Genomic DNA, 24988 nt, shown 5'->3' on the forward strand with positions numbered 1-24988 from the left:
CCTTACACAACGGTAAGGCAAGCGTAAGCCATATCGATGGTAGCCGACTCGTCTTCTTGCGACTATAGATGCCGTAGACTAATCGCAAGAAAGGACTCGGTATGCAAACCACGCACATGGCGACCCCGGTACTGGAGGTCGCGCATCTCGAAAAGGTATACGGAGCGCTAGGCAACGTGACCCGCGCGCTCAACGACGTCAGCTTTACCGTCAACCGCGGTGAATTTGTTGGCATCATGGGCGCTTCGGGCTCGGGCAAGTCGACGTTGCTCAACTGCGTGTCGACCATCGATAGCGCCACAAGTGGCACGATCCGCATCAACGGGCAGGACGTGACGCGCATGAAGCAGGCTAAGCTTTCGCAGTTCCGCCGCGAGGAGCTCGGCTTTATCTTCCAGGACTCCAACCTGCTCGATACGCTCACGGCACGCGAGAACATCGCCCTGCCGCTCACCATCGCCCGCACAAACTCGGCAGAGATCTCGACCCGCGTGCAGGATGTGGCAGCGCGCCTCTCCATCAGTCAGGTGCTCGACAAGTATCCCTACCAGATGTCCGGCGGTCAGCAGCAGCGCGTTGCCGCGGCTCGCGCGCTCGTCACCGACCCCACCATGATCATGGCCGACGAGCCCACCGGCGCCCTCGATTCTAAAAGCGCTCGTCTGCTGCTCGAGAGCCTGGAGGCCCTTAACCGCCGCCTACGCGCCACGGTGCTCATGGTCACGCACGACAGCTTTGCCGCCAGCTACACGAGCCGTGTGCTGTTTATCCGCGACGGCAAGATCTTCACCGAGCTGCGCCGCGGCGACACCGACCGCCGAGAGTTCTTCGACCGCATTATGGAGGTCGTTGCCATGATGGGCGGTGAGGGCTCCGATGCTCTGTAAACTCGCTTGGGGCAACGTCCGCCGCGCCGGCCGCGACTACCTCGTCTACCTTTTGACGCTCACCCTGGGCGTTACGGTCTTCTATGCCTTTAACACCGTCTCGATGCAGGTTGACATCGCCGGCATCGATGAAAAGGGCTTGGCGCGGGTTATGGACAGCATGCTCGGCTACCTGACGTATTTTTTGGCCGGTGTCATGGCCTTTTTGATGGTGTATGCCAATAACTTCATCATGAAACGCCGCAAGAAGGAGTTTGGCCTGTACCAGGTGCTCGGCATGGGGCGCGGGCGCGTAGCCACGATTATGGCGCTCGAGACCGTGATAGTATCGGTCGTGGCCTTTGTCGCCGGCATTGTACTGGGCGTGGGACTCTCGCAGCTCATGACGTTCTTTACGGCTTCGCTCTTTAAGACACAGATCGCCAATTTTCACTTCTTCTTCTCGGTGCATGCGTTCAACCTGACCCTTGTCTGCATGCTCGTGATGTTTGTGCTCACGTTACTGCTGAACCTGCGCGCCGTTCGTCGCACTAAGCTCATTGAGCTCATGGGTGCCGAGCGTCGCAACGAGAGCATCAAGACACGCAACCCCTGGATCGCGATTGCCATCTTTGCCGTGGGCGTGGTGCTGGTGGGCGTGGCCTATTACCGTCTGCTACGTGATGGGTTCCCGCTAACCGCGACGGACAGCAAGCTGCAAGAGGCCATGAGCCAGTTTGGCATTACAACCGCTATGGTTACAGTGGGCACCTTTGCGCTGTTCTGGGGACTCTCGGGCATGCTTATCAAGCTGCTGCAGAGCCTGCGCAGCGTGTATTGGCGCGGCCTCAATATGTTTACCGTGCGTCAGCTTTCGGTCAAGGTCAATACGGTGTGCTTTTCGATGGGCGTCATCGCGATGATTCTGTTTTTGGCCATCACCTCGGTGACGTGCGGTATGTCGATTGCCAATGTGATGAACGAGAATCTGGAGCGCTATAACCCTGTTGACGTGTCTCAGACGTATGTCTATTACACGCCCGAAACGCTCGACTACTACAAGGAGTATGTCAATCCGTCTGAGGCCGATCGCATGGTGCTGGCCGATGCAACGGTTGATTTGTACGCTGCATGGCATGGCGATCGTAAAGATCCCGATAACGTTGCAGACGGTATTAAGGGCAAGTCGGCGGACAACAACGACGAGACCGGCAAAAAGGTCAATATCGCCGATGTTGCCGGTGAGCATGTGCAGATCGATTCGTATCTGAGTTACCCGCTTGGCGGCTCGGGTCCCTCGGTGGTGGCGGGTGAGATGTGCAAGGCCATGGGCGAAAAGCTTCCTAAGGCGCTCGAGGGAAGCAACGCCGATGCGATGGGTCTGTTTGTGACGCCGGCGAGCCAGTACAACAAACTGCGCCAGATGATGGGCGAGGAGCCGGTGAGCATTGGTCGCGACCAGTACGTGCTTACGTGTGATATGGGCGGTGAGCTGGGCGACCTGTACACCAAATACATGGCCGGCGGCCATGCCCTCACCTTGGGCGGGCATGAGCTCAAGCCCGCAACCGATAAGTCGGACGAGGACACGGCGGCCATCGCCAACTCGGCGATGGGCAGCAATCCCGGTACCGTGGTCGTAGCCGATGAGCTGTTGTCCCAACTTAATCTGCAGCCGTATTCCAGTAATCTGCTCGTTAACTACAAACAGGGGATGGATGTGACCAAAGCAGACGAGAGCATTAAATACACCTTGCTCGACAATCTGCTCGTTGACGGCAAGGAGCCGGGGTCATGGGGAGTCTTCATCACGCGTTCCGAGATGTATACGCAGGCGGCGCAGATGAACGGCATGATTAGCTATCTGGCCATCTACATTGGCTTTGTACTGGTCGTTGCATGCGCGGCGATTCTGTCGATCCAGCAACTCTCCAACGTGGCCGACGGCAGCCGCAGCTATCGTGTGCTGGCACAGATCGGCTGTGACGACCGCCAGATTCGCCATTCGGTGATGGCGCAGCAAGCGGTGTTCTTCCTGTTCCCGCTGGCAGCGGGCCTGGCTCACTCCTTTGTGGCGCTCAAGGTGATTATCGAGCTAGTGAGCATATTCGGAGATATGAGCATCGGCGGCACCGTGGGCCTCACCTGTGCAATCTTCCTGGCAGCATACGGTGGCTACTTCCTGGTGACCTACCTCATGAGCGCCGGCATGGTACAAGCTGCCATCGCCACCCGCTACAGCGAGTAACAAGCGAGCAAAACCGTTGCAAAACCAGTGCGAACAACCGCTGCGAAGGGAGTCCAGCCCCCCTTCGCGGCGTTTTTTGCCTGACTGATGAGTCTCAAGACCAAGTGAGTAGACTTTTTTGGATCTGTCGAGCACATCGCGGGTGGCGCCCAATAAAACAGCAGGTCAGGGCTGTGGCGTTTTGGGGCGTGCTTGGCCTCCTGCAAAAAGCCTACTCACTTGGTTTTTTCTGCTAGAAAACCGCCGCGAGGGAAAGCAGCTCCCTTGCGGCGGTTGGCGTTTGCCCAGATAAAACCTGCCAAAATAAACCTGTCCCTTTTTAGCAGGTTATCGCTTCCAAAAATGGAGGATCAGCGTGGTGCCTTTTGGTGGAGGGGGGATATTGATTAATTCGGGTAACAGTTTTTTTAACGCCGGGAACGATGTTAAAATAACCAAAATGCTATCTAGGAGCTTTGATTTTATGGCAACCGAGGCAGCTACCCTGCAAAGCGTGACGCGCTCGTTCCTCTGGCATTCAATTATGTTGTTTATAGGGGCGGCTGGTCTGTATTGTGTGGCGCCAAGTATTTATACGGGCCTTTCTGGCACCGTTCTTATCGGTCTGCATCTGCTTTCGGGCTTCTGTGTGGGCCTCATCTCTCGCCCTGTGAGACAGGGTATTTCCAAAAGGCTTTTTGGACTTATGCTCGTAGACATTGCACTTCTTGTGATGTACACGATATCTCTTAATGTCTTTCATCAATTTCATGTTGTGGTTTCGGCGTTCGCGTTCATTTTGTTGTTACTAGCCCCCTTGCTTGTCGCTTGCTGTTCTTGGGCGCTTGGCGGTGAATTCGCAAACATACGTGCGGGATTAAAGGGGAAACATGTGGCCGATGGCTCTGCTCTCCACGGGTATCCTGAGCTCGCACTTTACAGCCCCGTTGTGCTCTTGATTGCTTTGCTTGTTGGCCTTCAGTTTCTTCTCGTCCCGTTGATGGACTCCATCGGTTCTTTCCTTTCCGTTAACGCCGAGATGGGGGTTGCTGCCTTGCTCGTCGAACCTCTTGCGTTTGGTAATGCCGCCGTTATTCTCGATACGGATTGTTTGTTTTCGCGCAATATAAACATCGGAGCTGTGCTCCTGAGCTTTGGTGGGCATCAAGAGATCGTATTGCTTCTGGTTACCGTTTTGGGCAGTATCCTTGCCAGGGCCATAACGCGATTTTTCCCTGACTTAACGAGCGCTTTTTCTGCGGCCGCCAAATTAGGAGGAAAACACTCTGCAGTTGCCGATATCCCTACGGCTTCGGGTTTTTCTCAAAGGGAGTCCGCGGTTTTCTCTATGAGGATAGAGGGAAAAACGTACGAGGAGATTGCTTCTGCCTTGGACATTTCCCCGTCTACTGCCCGTACCTATTTGTCGCGGGCCTTGACTAAAACCGGATATAAAAGCATTTCAGAGGCGACGGCCGGACTTCTCTTGTCAAAGGATGCGTGGCATCTTGACGCAACAAAAGGCCATGATCACCGTTCAGAATCGCTGGGGTCCTCATCGTTCAATCAGAACTGCAGGATAGTCTTCGTCTGCTTCCTGTTTATGTATGCGTCTGGAATGGGCATCGAGGAAATCCTCGTATGCTTCGGCTTTGAGCATGATGCGATAATCCTATCGATAGCTATAGTGCTTGTGGCCCTGTGTTGCCGTGCGGCTATACGGTGGATGTCTGAAATGCACTTGTGCCTTTCGCCTGAACTCACCCTTTCTTCGGTGTCTGTGGGTGCTGGAGCAGCGTTCTGGGTTCACGATGTGGTAAGTCGACTGTACATTTTCTTTGAGTCCGTTGGGAGCGGTGAGGCCGTTGGCGGCCTTATGCCTGCCTTACGCGTGACTGCGTTCCTTGTCGTACTTATCCTTATGGCTAATTCGCTGCTATTCTTGCGTTCGAAAGATACGGTTCGGGTGGGTGATCGACGCGATACCGTGCGTGAGGCCTTCTTGAGGCTTGGTTTCACGCCGCTTTATGCCGATATCATGACATGCGTTTTTGATGGCAATAGAACCACCGAGATTTGCGCGCATCTTAACGTTGCTCGGGGAACCGTCAAAGAGGCCAAGAGCAAGAGCTATGCCTTGCTTGGAGTTCACTCGGAGCGTGAACTTAGAGATAGGGTTTTTAGTCTTATGGCAGATGTTATAGAAAATAGCAGGTAGAAGCCTGTAGACAAATAAGATTGTAAATCCATCCTACACGTCTACAGACAGTTCTGACGATGAAGGCGATACTTCCGGACAACGGGTCCGACGACTCGTGTGTTGCGAACCGGAGGTGCTTGCTGTGAAGACCTGTGATTGCCTCACATATGTACGGCTTAATTTAGAAGTTCTTGCGCGCAACCGGGGAATTATGTTGCTGACGGCGCTGCTCGCGCTCGTATTCTGCATCCCGGTATTTCTATCCGTTCCAACGGGAGCAGATTATCTATATGGTAGAGCTTCCATCGAAGACCAGAGAGCCCTTTTGGTCTCTCAAGTCTCTGACGGCGTTTATGACACTGCCCCACAGGAGCTCAACAGCATCATTGCCGACGAAAGGGCGTGCCTTGATCGGGCGCTTGAAAGCAAGGCGGACTCCAGAGAGTATTACGATGCGATTGCCGATTACGACAATCTATTGCTCAAGGAATACCGACTCGGTTATTTGAATGGTGTTGATTCGGAGTTATCGCTTGAAGCCCAAGAACGTCTTCCCCGAGCCATATCGATGCTGGCCCATCCGGAATCGTACGACTCAACAACAAAAATGCCCGGGATGATTCTTCTCGCATATTATTGCGGCGCTGTTCCTGCAATAGCGTGGCTTTTGGTCCCGGTCCTCGTCCTCTATATGTCGCTTGAGGGGGATGGAAAGCGGTTCTACGATCGAGCGTTGTTGTCAAAGTTAGAGATGAATGCATGCCGCGTTCTCGTCTCTGGTATTGCATCGATGCTGGTTTTGGTTCTGGCGTTGGCTCCCTGTTTTGTATTGGCAACGGTGTTTAACGGTGTAGGTCAGACAGAGTACCCAGTCGTATTCATTCAGTATGGTGACGTAGTCGAAAGAACTGTGTTAGTTCAGCTAGGGCTATTTGCCGTCTTTGAAGCTGTGCTGTCGATGATGTTTGCTTGCTTGGGCGTGTGCGTGTACGCCGGAAGCAGAAACAGGGCCATTTCGTCCATGGTGATCGCTCTTGTGGGGGGCATAAGCCAGCTTCCGTTTTATGCGAGCAAAGATGCTCCATGGCATGCGTTGCTGCCGTATATGGTGTCGAGCTATTCTGCCTCTTCGTTTGCGCTCGGCGGCGCATCTTACGCCAATGGAGCGGAGGTATCTCTCGTTCCTGAAGCCAGTGCATCGCACTGCCTCTTTGCCGTGATGGGCGCGTTTGCTGTTTGCGCGTTGGGGGTCATTTCGTTTTCGTGTCTAAAAAGCAAGAATCGCTGGGCCTGGAACCATATTCGCCCGGATAGTTTGGGCGAGAAAAGCTTGCTCTCTCTGTCGCTGGATGCGTTGACGGTTGGAAAAAACCAGCTGGTAAAGGGATTGCAGTTTGATATGCCCGCTGGCCAGATATGGGGTCTTGTCGCGCCAAATGGACATGGCAAGACTACGCTACTGAATACTCTTTGGGGAGATGCTGGGCCATCAGTGCGCGTGTCAGGTTCTCTCTGTTTTCATGCAAAAGTATGCGTCGACCGTGAGGAAATGAGAAAGGTATTCTTTTTGGTTCCGAATAGGCCGTCGCTATTGATTCCATACATGACCGTCGCTTTTCATCTCGACCGATGCAGGAGAATTTGGCATTCACCTCGCACTTTGGACCAAGTGCTTGATCGCTTTGACTTGACTGGGTTGAAGAATACGCCCGTATCTAGGCTGTCTGATGGAAATAGACAATTACTTAATGTCGCGATGGCGTATATGTCCTATTGCGAAGTCGTCCTTTTGGATGAGCCCATGAATGCACTTGATGTGAGACACGTTGCGATTGTTTCGAATGCTCTTAGAGATGAAGCGGGTAGAGGAGCACATGTCATTATCTCTTCTCATCTTATCGGAAACCTCGAATCGCTCTGCGATGCCTCCGTATTGCTCACAGGGGATGACTCGCGTGTCGTTACCAGAGAAATGGGAGGTGATTCGAAGTGGATCGGTAATGTATACGCGCAGCTTTTCAAGACGAACGACAGTAAAACTAGGAAAGGAAGATAACCATGAAACGCCATGTAACGAAGAACTTTGTGAAGGCAATGTTCGCATGTTTTATGCTTACCCTGTCGATGGTCACAATTCCCGTTTGTGCGACGGCGAAACCAGATGCAGGTTCTGTCGCGCCTTGTCGTCTTGTGACAGCGGACGTCTTGGACACTTACAAGTCGTTCTCCACTGCGAACCACCCGAGCGAGAATGTTGATTGTTTCGACCAGACATACAAGAGGTTGTCTTTCAAAACCTCTTATTCTCGTACGGGGCAAACGATCCTCTATACAGGTGCAGCGTTAAGCCCACGCGGGAACGGAATGCCTGGGTTTGAGACGAAATATAAGTGCACATATCGTACCTGGTAGATAACCCTAGGACCAGATTCTCTCCGAATTACTTTGCGGAGGATTGATCTAACGCTGCCGCTCCTGCGTTTATCTCAATCTGTAACACTTGGCTGGTAATAACGTTTCCATCTGTTTCAGATTGAGACTATTCAACTCGCACTATGTTGATCGTCTTGATCTGTAACAGCAAAACGGCGATTTTACCTCTACATGTTACAGATTGAGACGATTGAAACCGTGGTAGCAAAGGATGCCGCGAAAGACCGCGAAAGAAGTACCTCTTCTGCGGTGGTATTTTCACCTATCCGGCGCGCCCCAAATGCAAGTGAGTAGGCTTTTTGGAACCTGCCGAGCACATCGCGGTACAAGCTCAATAAAACCGCAGGCCAGAGCTGTGGCGTTTTGGGGCGTGCTTGGCCTTTCGCAAAAAGTCTACTCACTTAGTTTTCGCCAGAAGACCGCCATGAGCAAACCACCACAAAGGTGCCTGTCCCCTTTGTGGTGGTTTTGGCGTTTGCCCAGATAAAACCTGCCAGAATAAACCTGTCCCTTTTTGGTAGGTCACGAGCGAGGATTTTCGGACGCTTGCTCGACGAGAGTGGATAATCTCCCGCTTTTGGCGCGGACATAGGCCGAAAACGGGAGATTATCCACTCTCGTGGTAAGCAAGTCCTCGTGTCATCCGTTCCCTTTTTGGTTGGTCGTGCTTGCACTTTAGCGTGCGACAGCGGATAATGCCGAGCATTCGACAATTCACACTTTGACTTATTTGATTGAGGAGGCCCCGCATGGCCATGGATTTCAAACGCAGGCTGCCGATTCCCATGGAGATCCGCGAGGAAATGCCGCTTTCCGCCGAGCTTACCGCCAAAAAGCAGGCATTCGACGCCGAGGTCGCCAAGGTCTTTACCGGCGAGGACGCGCGCAAGGTGCTCATCATCGGCCCGTGCTCTGCCGACCGCGAGGACTCGGTGCTTGAGTACATGAACCGACTGGCCAAGGTCGCCGAGGAGGTCAAGGACAAGCTCATCATCATTCCGCGCGTCTACACCAACAAGCCGCGCACCAAGGGCACCGGCTACAAGGGTCTGCTGCACAACCCCGACCCCGAGGCGCCCGATGACCTGCTCGAAGGCGTTAAGGCCATCCGCCACATGCACCTGCGCGTCATCGAGGAGACTGGCTTCTTTACCGCCGACGAGATGCTCTACCCCTCTAATTACCAGTACCTCGTCGACCTGCTGAGCTACGTTGCCGTCGGCGCGCGCTCGGTCGAAAACCAGGAGCATCGCTTGGTGTCGAGCGGCATTTCGGTGCCCGTCGGCATGAAGAACCCCACCGCCGGTTCCACCACCGTCATGCTCAACTCCATCTACGCCGCCCAGGCACATCAGAGCTTCATCTTCCGTAACTGGGAGGTTGAGTGCGACGGAAACCCGCTCGCACACGCCGTCATGCGCGGCTACATTGGTCTCGACGGTCGCACCTACCCCAATTACCACTACGAGCACCTGGAGCGCCTGGCCGAGCGTTATACCGAGCATGCCGGTTACGCCAACCCGGCGGCGGTCATCGACTGCAACCACGACAACTCGGGCAAACGTCCGCTGGAGCAGTATCGTATTTGCAAGGAGGTGCTCGACAGCTGCCGCCGCAATGAGTCCATCTCTAAGCTAGTCAAGGGCTTTATGATCGAGTCCTACCTGGAGGACGGCAATCAGCCGGTCGACGGCGGCGTCTTTGGCAAGTCGATCACCGACCCGTGCCTGGGCTGGGAAAAGACCGACTACCTCATCCACGAGATCGCGGAACGGATTTAGTTACGCGGTTTTACCAAACGCCGTAACCGGCCGACGCTGCGCGGGCCGCATTAGGACAATCTGACGTTCGACTTCAAGGGCGCGACCAAAAGGTCAGCGCCCTATCGCTTCACGTCGCCTTGCCTCAAATGCGACCCGCTCGCTGTCGTTTCCAAGACGTCGACGTTGCCGGGGTTGCCAAGGGGTTGGTGCAAGGGGGACAGGTTACTTTGCACCAGGTTGGTGCAGATTAACCTGTCCCCCTTGCACCAGGATGTGGTTTGCTTGCCGGCATCGGTAGGTCTTCGGCGCTTTCCAAGCCCAGTGGGAAAAAATGCCAAATATGAGTACTGTTGCTATTGTAGTGCCATATTACTTTCGCAAAACAATGGACATAACAGCAAATATGTTCATTAACGTCGACGCATATTAGCCCGCTATAGAGCTGTTTGACTAATTGAGAGGCGCATGCAAGCTGCGAGGGCGGCATTTGGGGCAGTTTTGGCTGTTACTAAAAATGTAACAGTACTCATATTTGACCTTTTTTGGCCACAGGGTCCGGAAGGGGCTGTCAATCGGGCCCCAAGAGAGCCAATTCGAGTGCCGTGGACGAAAAAACGGGGGCGCAGGTTGTCCTGCGCCCCCGTTCTCGGGCGTTATTCGTTCCCTGCGGCAGAATTTACGCCGCCTCGTCGAACTGCGAGTTGTACAGGTCGGCGTAGAAGCCGCCTTGGGCGAGCAGCTCGTCGTGCGTGCCCTTCTCGACGATGTCACCGTCGCGGATTACCAAGATCACGTCGGCGTTGCGGATCGTGGACAGGCGGTGCGCGATAACAAAGCTGGTACGGCCCTGCATCAGCGCATCCATGGCGCGCTGAATGAGCTCCTCGGTGCGGGTGTCCACGTTAGAGGTCGCCTCGTCCAAAATCAACGCCGGACGGTCGGCCAAAATGGCGCGGGCGATGGTCACAAGCTGGCGCTGGCCCTGCGACAGGTTGGTGCCCTCCTCGTTGATCATAAAGTCGTAGCCACCGGCGAGCGTATGAATAAAGTGGTCGCAGCGTGCGGCGCGCGCAGCGGCCTCGACCTCGGCATCGCTCGCGTCGGGGCGTCCGTAGCGGATGTTCTCGCGGATGGTGCCGTTAAACAGCCAGGTGTCCTGCAGCACCATGGCAAACTCGCCGCGCAGTGCCGCGCGGTCCCAGTCGCGCACATCGACGCCCTCGACACGCAGCGAGCCGCCGTCCACGTCGTAGAAGCGCTGCAGCAGCTTAACGAGCGTGGTCTTGCCGGCGCCGGTGGGGCCGACGATGGCGATGGTCTGGCCGGGCTGCGCCTCGCAGCTAAAGTCGTGGATGATGATCTTGTCGGGCGTGTAGCCAAACTTGACATGGTCAAACACCACGTGGCCGGGGCGCTTCTCGGGAATCTGCGCGTCGGCCTTCTGCTCCTCCTCGGGCGCGGCCAGGAACTCAAAGACGCGCTCGGTGGCGGCAGCCATCGACTGCATCGTGTTGCTCACGTTGCCCAGCTGCTGCACGGGTTGCGTAAAGTTGCGAACGTACTGGATAAAGCTCTGGATGTCGCCGGGCGTGGCATTGCCGGTCAGCGCGAGCTGCGCGCCCACCACGACGACGCCCACGTAGCCCATGTTGCCCACCAAGCTCATAAGCGGCATCATCAGGCCCGACAGGAACTGCGAGCGCCAGCCACTAATAAAGAGGCGGTCGTTTTGACGGTCGAACTCTTCAATCGAGGCCTCGGCGCGGTCGAACACCTGAATGACGTTCTGGCCGGCAAAGTCCTCCTCGATAATGCCGTTGACGGCGCCCAGAACCTGCTGTTGCTCGCGGAAGTACGGCTGCGAGAAGTGAATCATCACGGTCAAGATAATCGCGGCGGCCGGCAGCGTGAGCACGGTGACGCCGGTAAGCGGCAGGCTGATCGAAAGCATCATGACGAGCACGCCGATAATCTGCGTCACCGACGTGATGAGCTGCGTCACGCTCTGGTTGAGCGACTGACCCAGCGTATCGACGTCGTTGGTGATGCGGCTGAGCACGTCGCCCTTGCTGTGGCCGTTGAAGTAACTCATCGGCACGACGGCAATCTTGGCGGCGATTTCCTTGCGCATGCGGTAGCAGATCTTTTGCGTGACGCCGGTCATGAGCCAGCCCTGGACCAGGCTGCAGACAGAGCTCGCCAGATACAGGCAGAGCAAAAAGCCGAGCGTCTTGGCGATCCAGGCAAAGTCGACGTCGCCGGTGCCGTTGACCTTGGCGACCAGGCCTTCGAACAGCTTGGTCGTAACTTGGCCGAGCACCTTGGGTCCCACAATGTTAAAGATGACCGAGCACACGGCAAAGGCGACGGCGGTAAACACGGCAATCTTATGCTGACCGATATAGCCGAGCAGCTGCCTCATGGTGCCCTTAAAGTCCTTGGCCTTTTCGCCGCGACGCATGCCGCCCATGCGGCCCATGGGACCACGCTGGCGGGTGGGCTTGGGAATCTGAGTCTTGGTCTCGTCTGCCATTAGCGCTCGCCTCCTTCCATGACGGCTGCAATTTCTTCTTGGGTAAGCCCCAGCTCCTCGGCGGAAAGCTGCGACTGTGCGATCTCCAGATACGCCGGGCAGCTGCGCAGCAGCTCCTCGTGCGTCCCGGTGCCCACTACGTGGCCGTCGTCGAGCACGATGATCTGGTCGGCGTGCATGATGGTCGCGATGCGCTGGGCCACGACCACGAGTGCGGCGTCGGTAACGTTTTTGGCCAGCTCCTCGCGTAGGCGCGCGTCGGTCTTGTAGTCGAGGGCACTAAACGAGTCATCGAACACCACGACCTCGGGCTTTTTGGCCAACGCGCGGGCGATGGCCAGACGCTGGCGCTGACCGCCCGAGACATTGGATCCGGCCTGGCTGATGGGGGAGTCGTAGCCGCCCTCGCGCTCGGCGATAAAGTCCTCCGCCTGGGCGACGCGTGCCGCCTGGCGCATATCCTCGTCACTCACCATATCGCCGGCAAACTTGAGGTTGCTCTCGACGGTGCCCGAGAACAGGCGACCCTGCTGCGGGATATAACCAATACGGCGGCGTAGCTCGGAAAGGGTCATGTCACGCACGTCGATGCCGTCGAGCGAAATGCTGCCGCCTGTGACGTCGTACAGGCGCGGAATCAGCTGCACGAGCGTGGACTTGCCCGAGCCCGTGGAGCCAATGATGCCGAGCATCTGACCGGCATGCGTGGTGAAGTTTACACCGCTAATGACGTCGGCGCGGGCATCGGGATACTGGAAACTCACGTCACGGAAGGTGAGCTCGCCGCGCGGCGCGCTGGCAGCGGGCAGTTTGGGCGAGGTGGGGTCGTTGATGCTCGTGGGGCAGGTGATGACCTCTTCCACGCGCTCGGCTGCGACCTCGGCGCGGGGCAGGATGACCGAAACCATGGTGAGGATCATAAACGCCATGACGATCTGCATGGTGTAGGAGATAAACGCCATCATGTTGCCGACCTGCATCACGCCGTCGGACACGCCCTGCGCGCCAAACCAGACGATAAGCACGGTGATGCAATTCATGACCAGCATCATGAGCGGCATCATAAAGCTCATGGCGCGGTTGGTGTAGAGCTGCGTGGTCATCAGGTCGAGCGAAGCCTTGTCAAAACGCTCGAGCTCATGCTCCTCGCGGTTGAACGAGCGGATAGGCATAAGGCCGTCGAGCAGCTCGCGGGCGGTAAGGTTCACGCGGTCCACAAAGCTCTGCATCTTTTTGAATTTGGGCATAGTGAGGCCCATAAGCACGCCGACGACGGCCGAGACCGCGATGATGGCCACGGCGATGGTCCACTCCAGGCCGGTGTGGTTGGCCAGGACGCGCATGACGGCGACGATGCCCATGACGGGCGCCATCAGACACATGCGGATAAACAGGGTTGCGGCCATCTGAATCTGCTGAATGTCGTTGGTGCAGCGGGTGATGAGCGAGGCCTGGCTAAACTTGCCCACCTCGGCCGGCGAGAAGTGCATAACCTTGTTGAAGGTCTCGCGGCGCAGGTCGCGTGCGATGGAGCAGGCGGTGCGCGAAGCCACGGCACCGGTCAGGATGGTGGCGACCAGCGACACCAGACACAGACCAAACATCGTGGTCGCCATGCGGCCCAGGTAGGCGTTCTGCACGTCGGCGGGGTCGATGCCCTGCGCCTTGTACTCGTCCTGTACATAGCTCACGGCGCGCTGGGTGACGATGGAGCCCGACATGGAGCCCATTTTGTCCGCCATTTCGTTGGCGCCCTCGACGAGCTTGCTTTGGTCTACCAGACCGCCCTCGACACCCAGGCGCAGGCTCTTCATGGTGATCTTGCCGCCGTCGGCGTCGATCTGCTTTTGCATATTCTGCGCCGCTGCGGCCTTCTGCTGCATCTCGGCGAGCTGCTCGGGCGTCATCGCTGCCATTTGCTCGGGCGCGGGCATCGCCTGGGCGGCGTCGCCATCGCTTGCCTCGGTGGATGCGCCGGTCATGTCGCCCATGGCGTCGGCGTCGATGCCCTGGTTGAAGGCGAGCACGACGGTCTCAGGCAAGCTCATGATATCGGCGAGCTTGCTGCCGTCGGCGCGCTCATCCTCGGTTCCCTTGTACGTGCGGACCCCGTTTTTGTCTGCCTTGCCAAACGCAGCCTCTACCGTCTTGGCGTCCTTGGCGCTCATGAAGAGTTCGAGGTCGTCGAGCGATTCGGCGCGAATGGTGTCGGGCACGGGCGAGGCGATGCCGCCTTGCTGCACACCCACGTCGACGATGTCGCTCATATAGGTGGGCAGCGCCAGATCGGCGTTGCAGCTGATTACGATAAGTACGATAGCTGCGAACAGTGCCAGGATATGCTTTTTAAAGAGCTTGAGAATCCTCACTCGGCATCTCTCCTTTCTTGATTGCGGTCGATAATTTCGTTGGCACGCCTTAGAAGACGCACCATCTCTTGGGTATCTGTTTCGCCGAGCTGCTCGAGGAAAGCCGCGGTGCGGTCCTCGAATTCCCGGCGTTTGATTTCGAGATCCTGGAATCCCTTGTCGGTCACTATGACGTGTACGCGACGACGGTCAGTCTTTGAGTGCTCGCGCTCGACCCAGCCCTTGGCCTCGAGGGCGCGTAAGATATTGGCGATGCGGGCGCTCGAGACCCAGGCGCGATCAGCGAGTTCGCTCGGCGTGAGCGAACCGCCAGCGAGCATGAGAGCGCGCATGACGGCCATCTCGCCGCCGAGGGCTTTGTCCGCAAAACGCGAAATGCGCTGATGCATGCTGCCGAACTCGGAAAGGAGCTGACGCCCAAGTTCACGGAAATCGGTATCTTCCACCGAAAACCCCTAACACTAGAAACTATTTTCGGTGAAAGATGATACCCTTGCACGCGTACCCTATGCGGTAGATTTTGGGACATGTCTAGAAAACTACCTTTAGGCGACCTCCGTACACCGTCGGTGCCAGCAAAGTTAGGGGCAGATCGTTAGGCATGCCCTAAAGCCTACTCAGAGGCACTTTACCCTGCTAAAGCTGGCATAACAGCTAGAGTGAACGTCGTACAAAGGCAAGCAAAAATACCAAACAAATCGGTGAACGGTAGTTGTTCACGCTCTCATTTCCTGCGGGTTTGTAAAAAACGCCCTTATGATATAAAAAAAGAAACATATAACAGCCCAGATGGAGAGGGTCGCTATGTTATCCTTCTCAGACGGGTGAAATCTTGGGTTTTGGGTTGTAGTTCCAAGGTGGACAAACGTTTTTCCTGCACCAGCGTGTGGTGAAGAACGAAAGAAGCCGGTAGTGCAAGCCGAAAATTCAAGAATTCAATAAGCAGCGGTGTGAGAGAGCGCCGCATTACACGTAACTAGGAGCGTGGTTACACAATGCAGGAGGCATGGGAAGGCTTCAAGGAAGGTATCTGGACGGGAGAGGTTGACGTCCGAGACTTCATCCAGAAGAACTACACCCCCTACGAGGGCGATGAGTCGTTCCTCGTAGGTCCGACCGAGCGTACCAAGGAGCTGTGGGGCGAGGTTCTCGACCTGCTGCTTAAGGAGCGCGAGCAGGGTGGTGTCCTCGATATGGACACCAAGACCGTCACGGGTATCGTGAGTCACCCCGCTGGCTACATCGATAATGCCCATCGCGACAAGGAGACCATTGTTGGCCTCCAGACCGACAAGCCGCTCAAGCGCGCTCTGCACGTCAACGGTGGTATTCGCATCGCTTGCCAGGCTGCCAGCCAGCACGGCTATAAGGTCGACGAGAACGTTGTCGAGCGCTACACCTTCGAGCGTAAGACCCACAACGCTGGCGTCTTCGATGTTTACACCCCCGAGATGCGTGCTTGCCGCTCGGCTCACATCATCACCGGTCTGCCCGATGGCTATGGCCGCGGCCGTATCATCGGCGACTACCGTCGTGTCGCCCTGTACGGTGTCGACTACCTGATCAAGGACAAGGAGGCCCAGAAGGCTTCCACCCCGACGGTCATGACCGCCGACAACATCCGCGATCGTGAGGAGCTGCAGGAGCAGATCCGCGCCCTCGGCGAGCTTAAGATGATGGCCGAGACCTATGGTTTCGATATTTCCAACCCTGCTACCAACACGCAGGAGGCCATCCAGTGGATGTACTTCGCCTACCTCGCTGCCGTCAAGGAGCAGAACGGCGCCGCTATGTCCATCGGCCGTACCTCCACGTTCATCGACATCTACGCTGAGCGCGACCTTGCCAACGGTACCTTCACCGAGGAGCAGATCCAGGAGTTCGTGGATCACTTCATCATGAAGCTTCGCATGGTCAAGTTTGCCCGTACCCCCGAGTACCAGGCCCTGTTCACCGGCGACCCGCAGTGGGTCACCGAGTCCATCGGCGGCATGGGTGTCGACGGCCGTACGCTCGTTACCAAGATGAGCTACCGCTACCTGCACACGCTCGAGAACATGGGCACCAGCCCCGAGCCCAACATGACCGTTCTGTGGTCGACCCGTCTGCCCGAGAACTTCAAGAAGTTCTGCGCCAAGACTTCTGTCGCTAGCTCCTCGATCCAGTACGAGAACGACGACCTCATGCGCGTCTATCATGGCGACGACTACGGCATCGCCTGCTGCGTGTCCTCCATGCGCATCGGCAAGGAGATGCAGTTCTTCGGCGCTCGCGCCAACCTGGCCAAGTGCCTGCTGTACGCACTCAACGGCGGTGTTGACGAGGTCTCCAAGAAGCAGGTCGGCCCCAAGTATCGCGCCGTCGAGGGCGATACGCTCGATTACGACGACGTTGTGGCCAAGTACAACGACATGATGAAGTGGCTCGCTGGCGTGTACGTCAACTCGCTGAACATCATTCACTACATGCACGACAAGTATTGCTACGAGCGCATCCAGATGGCTCTGCACGACAAGCACGTGCACCGCTGGTTCGCTACGGGCATCGCTGGCCTTTCCGTCGTGGCTGACTCCCTGTCCGCCATCAAGTACGCCAAGGTCCACCCCGTCCGTGATGAGAACGGCATCATCGTCGACTTCGAGACCGAGGGCGAGTTCCCCAAGTACGGTAACGACGACGACCGCGTCGACCAGATCGCTCACGACGTTGTGCACCAGTTCATGGAGTACATCCGCATGAACGACACCTACCGCAACTCCGTGCCCACGACCTCGGTTCTGACCATTACCTCCAACGTCGTGTACGGTAAGAAGACCGGCTCCACGCCCGACGGCCGCAAGGCTGGCCAGCCGTTCGCCCCGGGTGCTAACCCCATGCACAAGCGCGATAGCCACGGCGCCATCGCTTCGCTGTCTTCGGTTTCCAAGCTCCCGTTCCGCGATGCTCAGGACGGCATCTCCAACACCTTCTCCATCATCCCGAGTGCGCTCGGCAAGGAGGACCAGGTGTTCTTTGGCGATATCGACCTTGATCAGCTGGGCGAGTAACTATTGTTAGTGCTATACTAACAATAACGATTACTGATTAGTGCGCCGGTTTCGGCCGGCGCCTATTAATCGAAGGGACACATTATGAAGGTTTCTGAAGTTTCCGAGACCCAGGCCGATAACCTGGTCCACATGCTCGACGCTTACGCCGAGAAGGGTGGCCACCACCTGAACATCAACGTCTTCAACCGTGAGACGCTGCTCGACGCTCAGGCTCACCCCGAGAAGTACCCGCAGCTGACCATCCGCGTTTCCGGCTATGCCGTGAACTTCCACACGCTCACCAAGGAGCAGCAGGACGAGGTCATTGCGCGTACCTTCCACGACAAGTTCTAAAGGGATTTAACTCCCGCAGGATCGCCGGGCCGCTTTGGGTTACTTTCCAAAACGTCCTCGGACATGCAAAGGGCTCCGCTGCGCGCGTTGCGCGGCGGGGCCTCTTTGCGTCCTGCGGGATGTTTTGGAAAATAACCCAAAAACGGCCAAGCGGGGTTCTTCGGAGTCACCCTTTAGGCGGAACTCTCCTAATTATTTGGATGAGTCGTTTACTTACTTGTGCTGTTACCGTCTTCCCGCTGTTGTTGGGGTATGCTTTGTTCGTATGTAAACGTATGACATGTTGATGGGGGAGGGTGCTATGGCTCGCGAGGGCACTCGTTCTAAGGATTCTGCTAAGCCTGGCATCAAGGAAGTTGCAGCGGTGGCGGGGGTTTCGCCTACTACGGTATCTCGCGTGCTTAATAATCGCGGCTACATTAGCCAGGAAACCCGCGATAAAGTCCATGCGGCGATGGAGCGCATCAACTATACGCCCAACGATATCGCCCGTGCCATGCTCAACGGTCGCCTGAATCTTATCGGTATGATCGTTCCCTTTGTGAGCAGCCCGTTCCATGCTCAGGTTGTGCAGGCGGTCGAGCGCACGTTGGCGGAAAACGGCTTTAAGATGCTGCTGTGCAACAGCGCCAATCGACCCGATCTTGAGCGTTCCTATATTGACATGCTCCGCCGCAATATGGTCGACGGCGTCATCGTCAACTCCCTCAATATCGGTGCCGAGGCATATGCCGAGATGGGCTTGAGCCTGGTTGGCATCGACTGCGATCTTGGCGAGGGCTCTGTCCAGATTGCAAGTGACAGCTATGGCATTGGCGAGCTCGCCACGCGCCGTCTGATTGATGACGGCTGCAGGCGTATCCTGTGCCTGCGCAGCAATAGCCGCATGCGCATGCCTGCCAATAAGCGTACCGATGCCTACCTCGATATTGTTGAGCAGGCCGGTTTGTCCGCGCTTGTCCGTGAGGTTGAGTTCGTTAAGCCCGACGACGAAAAGGGCGCGGTCGTTGCGAAGATCCTCGATGAGAACCCCGATATTGACGGCATCTTTGCGGGAGACGATACGATGGCGGCCATCTGTCTCAACGTGATGAAGCAGCGCGGCTTTAGCGCTCCAGACGACATTAAGGTCGTGGGCGCGGATGGTGCCCGCCGCACTATGACGTTTATGCCTGACTTAACAACCGTACGTCAAGATATCGATCGCATCGGAGAGCTCGCGGCGCAATCCATCATTGCTCTTATTAACGGTGAAAAGCCCGAGTCGAATATCAAGCTTCCCGTTGAGCTTATCGAGGGCAAAACCGCGTAGTTCATCCCGTGCCAAAAGAATTCCTCAAACGCCTCTGATGACCGTTCACCGGCATATGTCAACCGTTTGCCGACGACTGGAACTGCGAAAAGACGTATTGGTGTGAAAACGTTTGACATATGAAAACGATTGACATATCTTGCCATTGTACCGAGTTAGTATGTCGTGGAAAGGAAGTCTCGGATGCACAAGGTGTATTACCAGCCTGAGGGAATTTGGGTAGGCGACATCATGCCGTACGGCGAGGACGGCACGTTCTATCTCTATCATCAGCGTGACACGCGTAACCCCGAACCTTTCGGAGAGCCGTTTGGCTGGGCACTCGCTACGACCAAGGATTTCGTCAACTACAAGGACTTTGGCGAGAGCCTTGAGCGTGGCGGCGACGAGGAAGTCGACCAGTACATTTATGCCGGCACGGTGTTTAAGGTGGGCGACAAGTACCATGCGCTCTACACTGGTTGCAATCGCGATAAGGTCCGCGCACGTTTGATGAAGCAGGTTCTTCTTCACGCAACGAGCGACGACGCCGTCAAGTGGGAGAAGAACATCGCCGAGACGCTGCTTCCGCCCCAGGAGGGTTACGATGACCGCAACTGGCGCGATCCCTTTGTGCTTTGGGATGAGGAGAACGAAGAGTACATGCTCATCCTCGGCACGCGTGTGGGCGAGGACAAGCGTCTGATGACCGGCCGCCTGGTCAAGTTCACCTCCAAGGATCTGACCAACTGGGAGTTCCAGGGCGACTGGTGGAACCCGGGCCTGTACACCATGTTTGAGATGCCTGATCTCTTTAAGATGGGCGACTGGTGGTACCTCGTCTTTTCCGAGTACAGCGACGGCAACAAGACCCGTTACCGCATGTCCAAGTCCATCAACGGTCCTTGGATTACCCCCGCTGACGACTCCTTCGACGGCCGCGCGTACTACGCCGCTCGCACCGCATTCGATGGCGAGCGTCGCGTTCTCTTTGGTTGGGTTCCTACGCGTGACGAGGGCGGCGACCCCAGCTCTTACCTATGGGGTGGCACCTTTATGCCCCTCGAGATCGTTCAGCGTGCCGACGGAACGCTCGGCACCAAGCTCCCCGACAGCATGCTTGGCGCCTTTGGCGAGGCTAAGGCAGTCGAGACCTTTGAGCTTTCCTGCGAGTCGGGCAAGGTCGAGCAGGTTTTGTCTGCAGACGCCGGCTCCACCTACTTGCTCGATACCGACATTGAGCTCGGCGGTAACGCTGCCGGCTTCTCGGTCAAGTTCGCCGAGGACGCCGAGACCGGTCTTGCCTATGAGTTCCGCGCCAACCTGCGCGAGGGCAAGCTCGAGTTCACGCCGGCTCCCCAGTACCCGTGGTTCCAGGTCAACAACATGGGCCTCGAGCGTCCGTTGTTCTTTAAGGGCGAGGGCACTCACCATGTGCGTCTGGTCGTCGACGACGACATCGCGACCATCTTTGTCGATGATGTTGCGCTCAACGCTCGCTTCTGCAACAAGCAGGGCCAGGGTGTGGCGCTTACCGTCACCGACGGTGCGCTCAAGTGCGCAAACGCAACGATCGCGTCTCTGTAGCGGCAACGAACCGTTTTATGATTTAGAAAAGGAATGGAGAGGAACATGGACTACAAGGCAGTGTCCCAGCAAGTCGTCGACAACGTCGGCGGACTGGAGAACATCGAGGGCGCCACGCATTGCGTGACCCGTCTGCGTTTGGTGCTCAAGGATACGAGCAAATACAACAAGGCCGAGCTCGAGAACATCGATGGCGTCAAGGGCGTGCTGTACAACAGCGGCCAGCTCATGATCATCTTTGGTACCGGTACCGTCAACAAGGTTTACGATGAGTTTATGGCTCTGACGGGCGTTAAGGAGATCAGCGCTTCCGAGGTCAAGGGCGCCGAGGCAGACAAGAAGGGCAAGTTCTTCTCGGTCCTCAAGGTATTCTCGGACATCTTTATCCCCATCATTCCCGCCTTCGTCGGCGCTGCTATCATCATCGGCCTTAAGTCGCTGATCGTTGCCAACGGCCTCTTTGGCATGGAAGGCAGCCTCGCCGATCACAGCGAGTTCCTCAAGAACCTCGCAAGCTTCTTTGCCATTATCGCCACCACGTTCGACTACCTGCCTGTCCTGGTTATGTACAGCGCGGTCAAGCGTTTTGGCGGTAACCCGATCCTGGGCATCCTCGTCGGTATCGTCATGGTTCACCCGAGCCTTATGAACCGCAACACGTTCGTTATGGACCCGACGGGTGCTGAGTACTGGAACTTTGGTCCGCTCTCCATTCCCATGGTTGCTTTCCAGGGCGGCGTGTTCCCTGCAATCCTGACTGCCTGGTTTATGGCCAAGGTCGAAAAGATTGCCCAGAAGTACATCCCCGAGGTCGTTTCGTTCGTCTTTGTCCCGACCGTTACCCTGATTCTTGCTAACGTCGCCCTGTTCACCGTGTTCGGCCCGCTCGGCAACCTGATCGGCGACGTCCTCGCCGGTGTAATCGATATCCTGTACAACAGGATGGGCGTCTTCGGTGCCTTTGTCTTTGCCGCATTCCTGCAGCCGCTCGTCGTTACCGGTACGCATCAGTTCATCCAGGGTATCGAGGCAAACCTCGTCGCCACGACTGGCTTCAACTACATCCAGGCCATCTGGTCGGTTTCCATCATCGCCCAGGGCGGCGGCGCCATCGGCATGTACCTCATTCACAAGAAGCATTCCAAAGAGCGCAACATCTGCATGTCGTCCTTTATCCCGACGCTGGTCGGTATCTCCGAGCCCGCAATCTTTGCTGCAAACATGCGCTACTCGATCATCCCGTTCATCTGCGCTTGCATCGGTGCAGGCTGCGGCGGTGCCTTCGTGAAGCTCTTTGAGGTGCGCGCCATCGGTCAGGGTCTGACCGGCGTGCTTGGCCTGCTCATCGTCACGCCCGAGACGCTCGTGTGGTATGTGGCTGGCAATCTCATCGCCTTTATCGTGCCGATCGTCTTGATCTTTGCCTACAACAAGGCAAAGGGCGTGCCGACCACTGATGAAGAGGGCGCTGGTGCTGGCTTCGATGTCAGCTTCTAGTTGAGCCGTTCAGCGTAATCTGAGGATAAGTCCATTTGGGGAAGGGCGTTCGGCTCGTGTGAGTCGAGCGTCCTTCCCCATAGACGAGAAAGTCAACGGCGATGTTTAATCAAAAAAATAAGGTGACACGCGCGGACTATGAGCAGTGGCGTGCCGGACAGGATGAGACGGCGGGTCGCATCGCGTCCGACCCCGATAGGCTCCTGTTCCATGTGGAGCCTGAGCTTGGCTGGCTCAACGACCCCAACGGTTTGGTGCAGATCGGTGATACGTATCACATCTATCACCAATACGATCCATTCGATGCTGCGCATGGCGGTCCAGTGCTTTGGAATCATCTGACAACAAAGGATTTTGTGACGTACGAGAATCGCGGCCCTGTGCTGTTCCCCGATTCCGATTTGGATTCGAGCGGAGCGTATTCTGGTTCTGCCTTTGTACACGACGGCAAGATTCACTACTTCTATACCGGCAACGTCAAGCATTTTGACCGCGATGATTACGACTACGTGTTGACGGGCCGTGAGCAAAACCAGATTCATGTGGTTGCCGAGAACCCCGACGAATTGGGCGAGAAGCGCATAACTGTTGGGCCGGTCGATTACCCCGACGATATCGGTACGCACGTGCGTGATCCCAAAATCCTTGAACACGATGGTATCTACTACATGGTTCTGGGCGCTCGTACGAAAGACGACCGCGGCTGCGTGCTTGTCTATACCTCGAGCGATCTAGAGGACTGGAGCTATGCGACGCGCATTGAGTTGGGCGAGAAGTTTGGCTTTATGTGGGAGTGCCCCGATCTGTTTGAGCTCGATGGTGAGCTTATTCTCGTTTGCTGTCCGCAGGGTGTGTCCGCCGATGGATGGCGTTACCGCAATCCGCACCAGTGCGTGTGGTTTCCCATCGAGGCCGATTGGGAGGCGCCGAGTTTTAAGATCGCCGGGCAGGGCATGCCCCCGATGGTCGATGCCGGCTTTGATTTCTACGCACCGCAGTCTTTTGAGGATGCTGCGGGTCGGCGTTTGATGATCGGGTGGTCGGGTTGCCCCGATGCGACGGCAAAAAGCCCGACGGTGGCACGCGGGTGGCAGTGCGCGTTGACGGTGCCGAGAGAACTGAGCATGCGCGATGGTAAGCTCTGTCAGCAGCCGGTGCACGAGATTGAGAGGATGCGCGGCGACTGCGTTTGCGCGACAGGCGGTGAAACCGTTGAGGAGCCGGGCCGCCTGTTTGATCTTGTGGTTTCCTGTGAGGGCGCCCAGGTGATCGAGCTCGAAATCCGCAAGGGTGTCTTTGTGCGCTATGCAGACGGGATGCTTACCCTCGACATGGGTGACGAAGGCTATGGGCGCGACCAGAGGTCGATCGAGCTCACCGAGCTTCGCGACCTGCGCGTGCTTTCGGACACTACGATGGTCGAGATTTTTGCAAATGGCGGCGAGGCAGCACTTACGAGCCGGACCTATTCGCCGGCGGTTCCGGCGATGGAGCTGCACGCCGAGGGTGCGGTATCGATGAATTTCTACCGCCTCGTGCATTAACCGTGCATGGAGTACGATTGGACTTGCTGGGCGGAATGTGTCGCAGTTACCGCGGCCAGCTACCGTTTATCGCGTATAGCGACCGTTTGCGGAATAAGTAACACTCCTTAATAAACCGTGTAGAATCTCAGGATGCACGGCGTTTTCCAGGGAGACGCTGTCCTTTGTTGTGTGCAAGGGGCGGCGTCTCTTTGGCGCTTGGACGCTGTTGTGCAACAGTGCGGCGGCGCGTGCCATGTATTGAAAAGCCAATGTTGAGATGGGTCGTGATAAGAATGGGCAAATACGTAATCGTGGTTGAATCTGGTTCGGATGTGACGCCGGAGCTCTGCGAGCGCTACGGCATCGTGCGCGTGCCCATGCATGTCACGATTGGTGACGAGACCGTCGAGGACGGCTCGATCGATCCGCTTGAGATTTACTCGCGCTGCAACGAGTTTGGTGTGATGCCCAAGACCAGCGGCTGTGCGCCGGCAGATTTTGCGCACGTATATGACCGTATCCATGCCGAGCAGCCCGATGCGACCATTCTGCATCTTGCGTACTCCGAGGCCACGACCTGCTCGCATCAATCATCGAAGATCGCCGCCAAGGGTCGCGACTACGTCTACTCCATGGACACGCGCTTTGTCTCGGTGGGGCAGTCGCTCGTTGTCGTCGAGACCGCCAAATACATCGAGACTCACCCCAATGCCACCGTCGACGAGATCTTCGCCTTCGCGAACTCCGTCATGGACCGCGTGCTGCTGGGCTTTGTTCCTACGGACCTTGCCTTCCTTAAGGCGGGCGGTCGCTTGTCCAACGTCGCGTTCCTGGGCGCCCATCTGCTCAAGATTAAGCCCTGCATTGAGGTGACGGGCGGTAAGTTCGTGGCGACCAAGAAGTTCCGCGGTTCTATGCTCAAGTGCGCCCGCGCCTTCATTGACCACATGGTTGCGAAGGGCGAGATTGACTACTCGCACATTGGCCTGGCGTATTCGGTGGGCCTTTCCCAGGAGCTGCGCGATGACATGGAAGTCTATGCGCATGACCTGGGCTTTAAGGACGTTACCTGGACTCAAGTCGGCGGCGTCATCTCGAGCCATTGCGGCCCGACCGCCTTCGGTGCGGTGCTCACGCTTAAGGCGTAAAGGCCGCAGGCGAGCGTTCTTCAGCCTGACATCTCGACGTAGACCCCAGCCATGGTGATGGGGGATAGATTAAAACGTGCCGTTCTAGTCTGAGACGTTTAAACGCAAACGCATGGGCTAGAATGGCTCTGGCATTTTAATTGGTTGCATCCAAGGAGAGGCAAG

The 24988-nt window shown here is 56.7% G+C and carries 13 protein-coding genes and 1 pseudogene; 11 read left to right on the forward strand and 3 right to left on the reverse strand.

Annotated elements, in window-relative coordinates:
- Positions 1 to 101 precede the first annotated feature (101 nt).
- The 5 genes from ACKUTP_RS03700 (at position 102) to ACKUTP_RS03720 (ending at position 9507) form a co-directional block, all read left to right on the forward strand.
- Positions 102 to 887, forward strand: coding sequence for an ABC transporter ATP-binding protein (locus ACKUTP_RS03700; RefSeq protein ID WP_006234847.1), 786 nt, complete (start codon positions 102 to 104; stop codon positions 885 to 887).
- Positions 877 to 3114, forward strand: a complete 2238-nt coding sequence (locus ACKUTP_RS03705; RefSeq protein WP_409063575.1) for an FtsX-like permease family protein — start codon at positions 877 to 879, stop codon at positions 3112 to 3114. The genes ACKUTP_RS03700 and ACKUTP_RS03705 overlap by 11 nt, the downstream gene beginning before the upstream one ends.
- 463 nt (positions 3115 to 3577) lie before the next feature.
- On the forward strand, positions 3578 to 5311 hold the full coding sequence (locus ACKUTP_RS03710; RefSeq protein ID WP_346977194.1) for a LuxR C-terminal-related transcriptional regulator: 1734 nt from the start codon (positions 3578 to 3580) through the stop codon (positions 5309 to 5311).
- A 124-nt stretch (positions 5312 to 5435) separates the two neighbouring features.
- Positions 5436 to 7349: an ATP-binding cassette domain-containing protein gene (locus ACKUTP_RS03715; RefSeq protein WP_368140390.1), complete on the forward strand. Its 1914-nt coding sequence runs from the start codon at positions 5436 to 5438 to the stop codon at positions 7347 to 7349.
- A 1126-nt stretch (positions 7350 to 8475) separates the two neighbouring features.
- On the forward strand, positions 8476 to 9507 hold the full coding sequence (locus ACKUTP_RS03720; RefSeq protein WP_409063576.1) for a 3-deoxy-7-phosphoheptulonate synthase: 1032 nt from the start codon (positions 8476 to 8478) through the stop codon (positions 9505 to 9507).
- A 658-nt stretch (positions 9508 to 10165) separates the two neighbouring features.
- On the opposite strand, the gene ACKUTP_RS03725 is transcribed toward ACKUTP_RS03720, so the two are convergent.
- The 3 genes from ACKUTP_RS03725 to ACKUTP_RS03735 are packed head-to-tail and all read right to left on the reverse strand — an operon-like array spanning position 10166 to position 14837.
- Entirely contained in the window at positions 10166 to 12022 is a 1857-nt protein-coding gene (locus tag ACKUTP_RS03725) for an ABC transporter ATP-binding protein (RefSeq protein ID WP_271730270.1), read from the reverse strand.
- Complete coding sequence (locus ACKUTP_RS03730) at positions 12022 to 14391, reverse strand: ABC transporter ATP-binding protein (RefSeq protein WP_409063577.1); 2370 nt, start codon at positions 14389 to 14391, stop codon at positions 12022 to 12024. The genes ACKUTP_RS03725 and ACKUTP_RS03730 overlap by 1 nt, the downstream gene beginning before the upstream one ends.
- A complete protein-coding gene (locus ACKUTP_RS03735; protein WP_409063578.1) occupies positions 14388 to 14837 on the reverse strand; it encodes a MarR family winged helix-turn-helix transcriptional regulator in 450 nt (149 codons plus the stop codon). Before ACKUTP_RS03735 ends, ACKUTP_RS03730 begins: the two co-directional genes overlap by 4 nt.
- 549 nt (positions 14838 to 15386) lie before the next feature.
- Here ACKUTP_RS03735 and pflB point away from each other — a divergent pair.
- From pflB to ACKUTP_RS03765, 6 genes and pseudogenes are all read left to right on the forward strand, one after another.
- A pseudogene (pflB, locus tag ACKUTP_RS03740) lies at positions 15387 to 17765 on the forward strand (formate C-acetyltransferase); the annotation flags it as partial.
- A gap of 310 nt (positions 17766 to 18075) precedes the next feature.
- Positions 18076 to 19086: a LacI family DNA-binding transcriptional regulator gene (locus tag ACKUTP_RS03745; RefSeq protein ID WP_409063579.1), complete on the forward strand. Its 1011-nt coding sequence runs from the start codon at positions 18076 to 18078 to the stop codon at positions 19084 to 19086.
- Between the two features lie 183 nt (positions 19087 to 19269).
- On the forward strand, positions 19270 to 20652 hold the full coding sequence (locus ACKUTP_RS03750; RefSeq protein ID WP_409063580.1) for a family 43 glycosylhydrolase: 1383 nt from the start codon (positions 19270 to 19272) through the stop codon (positions 20650 to 20652).
- Between the two features lie 45 nt (positions 20653 to 20697).
- Complete coding sequence (locus tag ACKUTP_RS03755) at positions 20698 to 22149, forward strand: PTS transporter subunit EIIC (protein WP_052044095.1); 1452 nt, start codon at positions 20698 to 20700, stop codon at positions 22147 to 22149.
- A 101-nt stretch (positions 22150 to 22250) separates the two neighbouring features.
- Complete coding sequence (locus ACKUTP_RS03760; RefSeq protein ID WP_409063581.1) at positions 22251 to 23693, forward strand: glycoside hydrolase family 32 protein; 1443 nt, start codon at positions 22251 to 22253, stop codon at positions 23691 to 23693.
- A gap of 275 nt (positions 23694 to 23968) precedes the next feature.
- Entirely contained in the window at positions 23969 to 24823 is an 855-nt protein-coding gene (locus tag ACKUTP_RS03765) for a DegV family protein (RefSeq protein ID WP_226812423.1), read from the forward strand.
- The last annotated feature ends 165 nt before the right edge of the window (positions 24824 to 24988 follow it).

The organism is Collinsella sp. wc0529 (assembly GCF_046116875.1).
Taxonomy (GTDB): domain Bacteria; phylum Actinomycetota; class Coriobacteriia; order Coriobacteriales; family Coriobacteriaceae; genus Collinsella.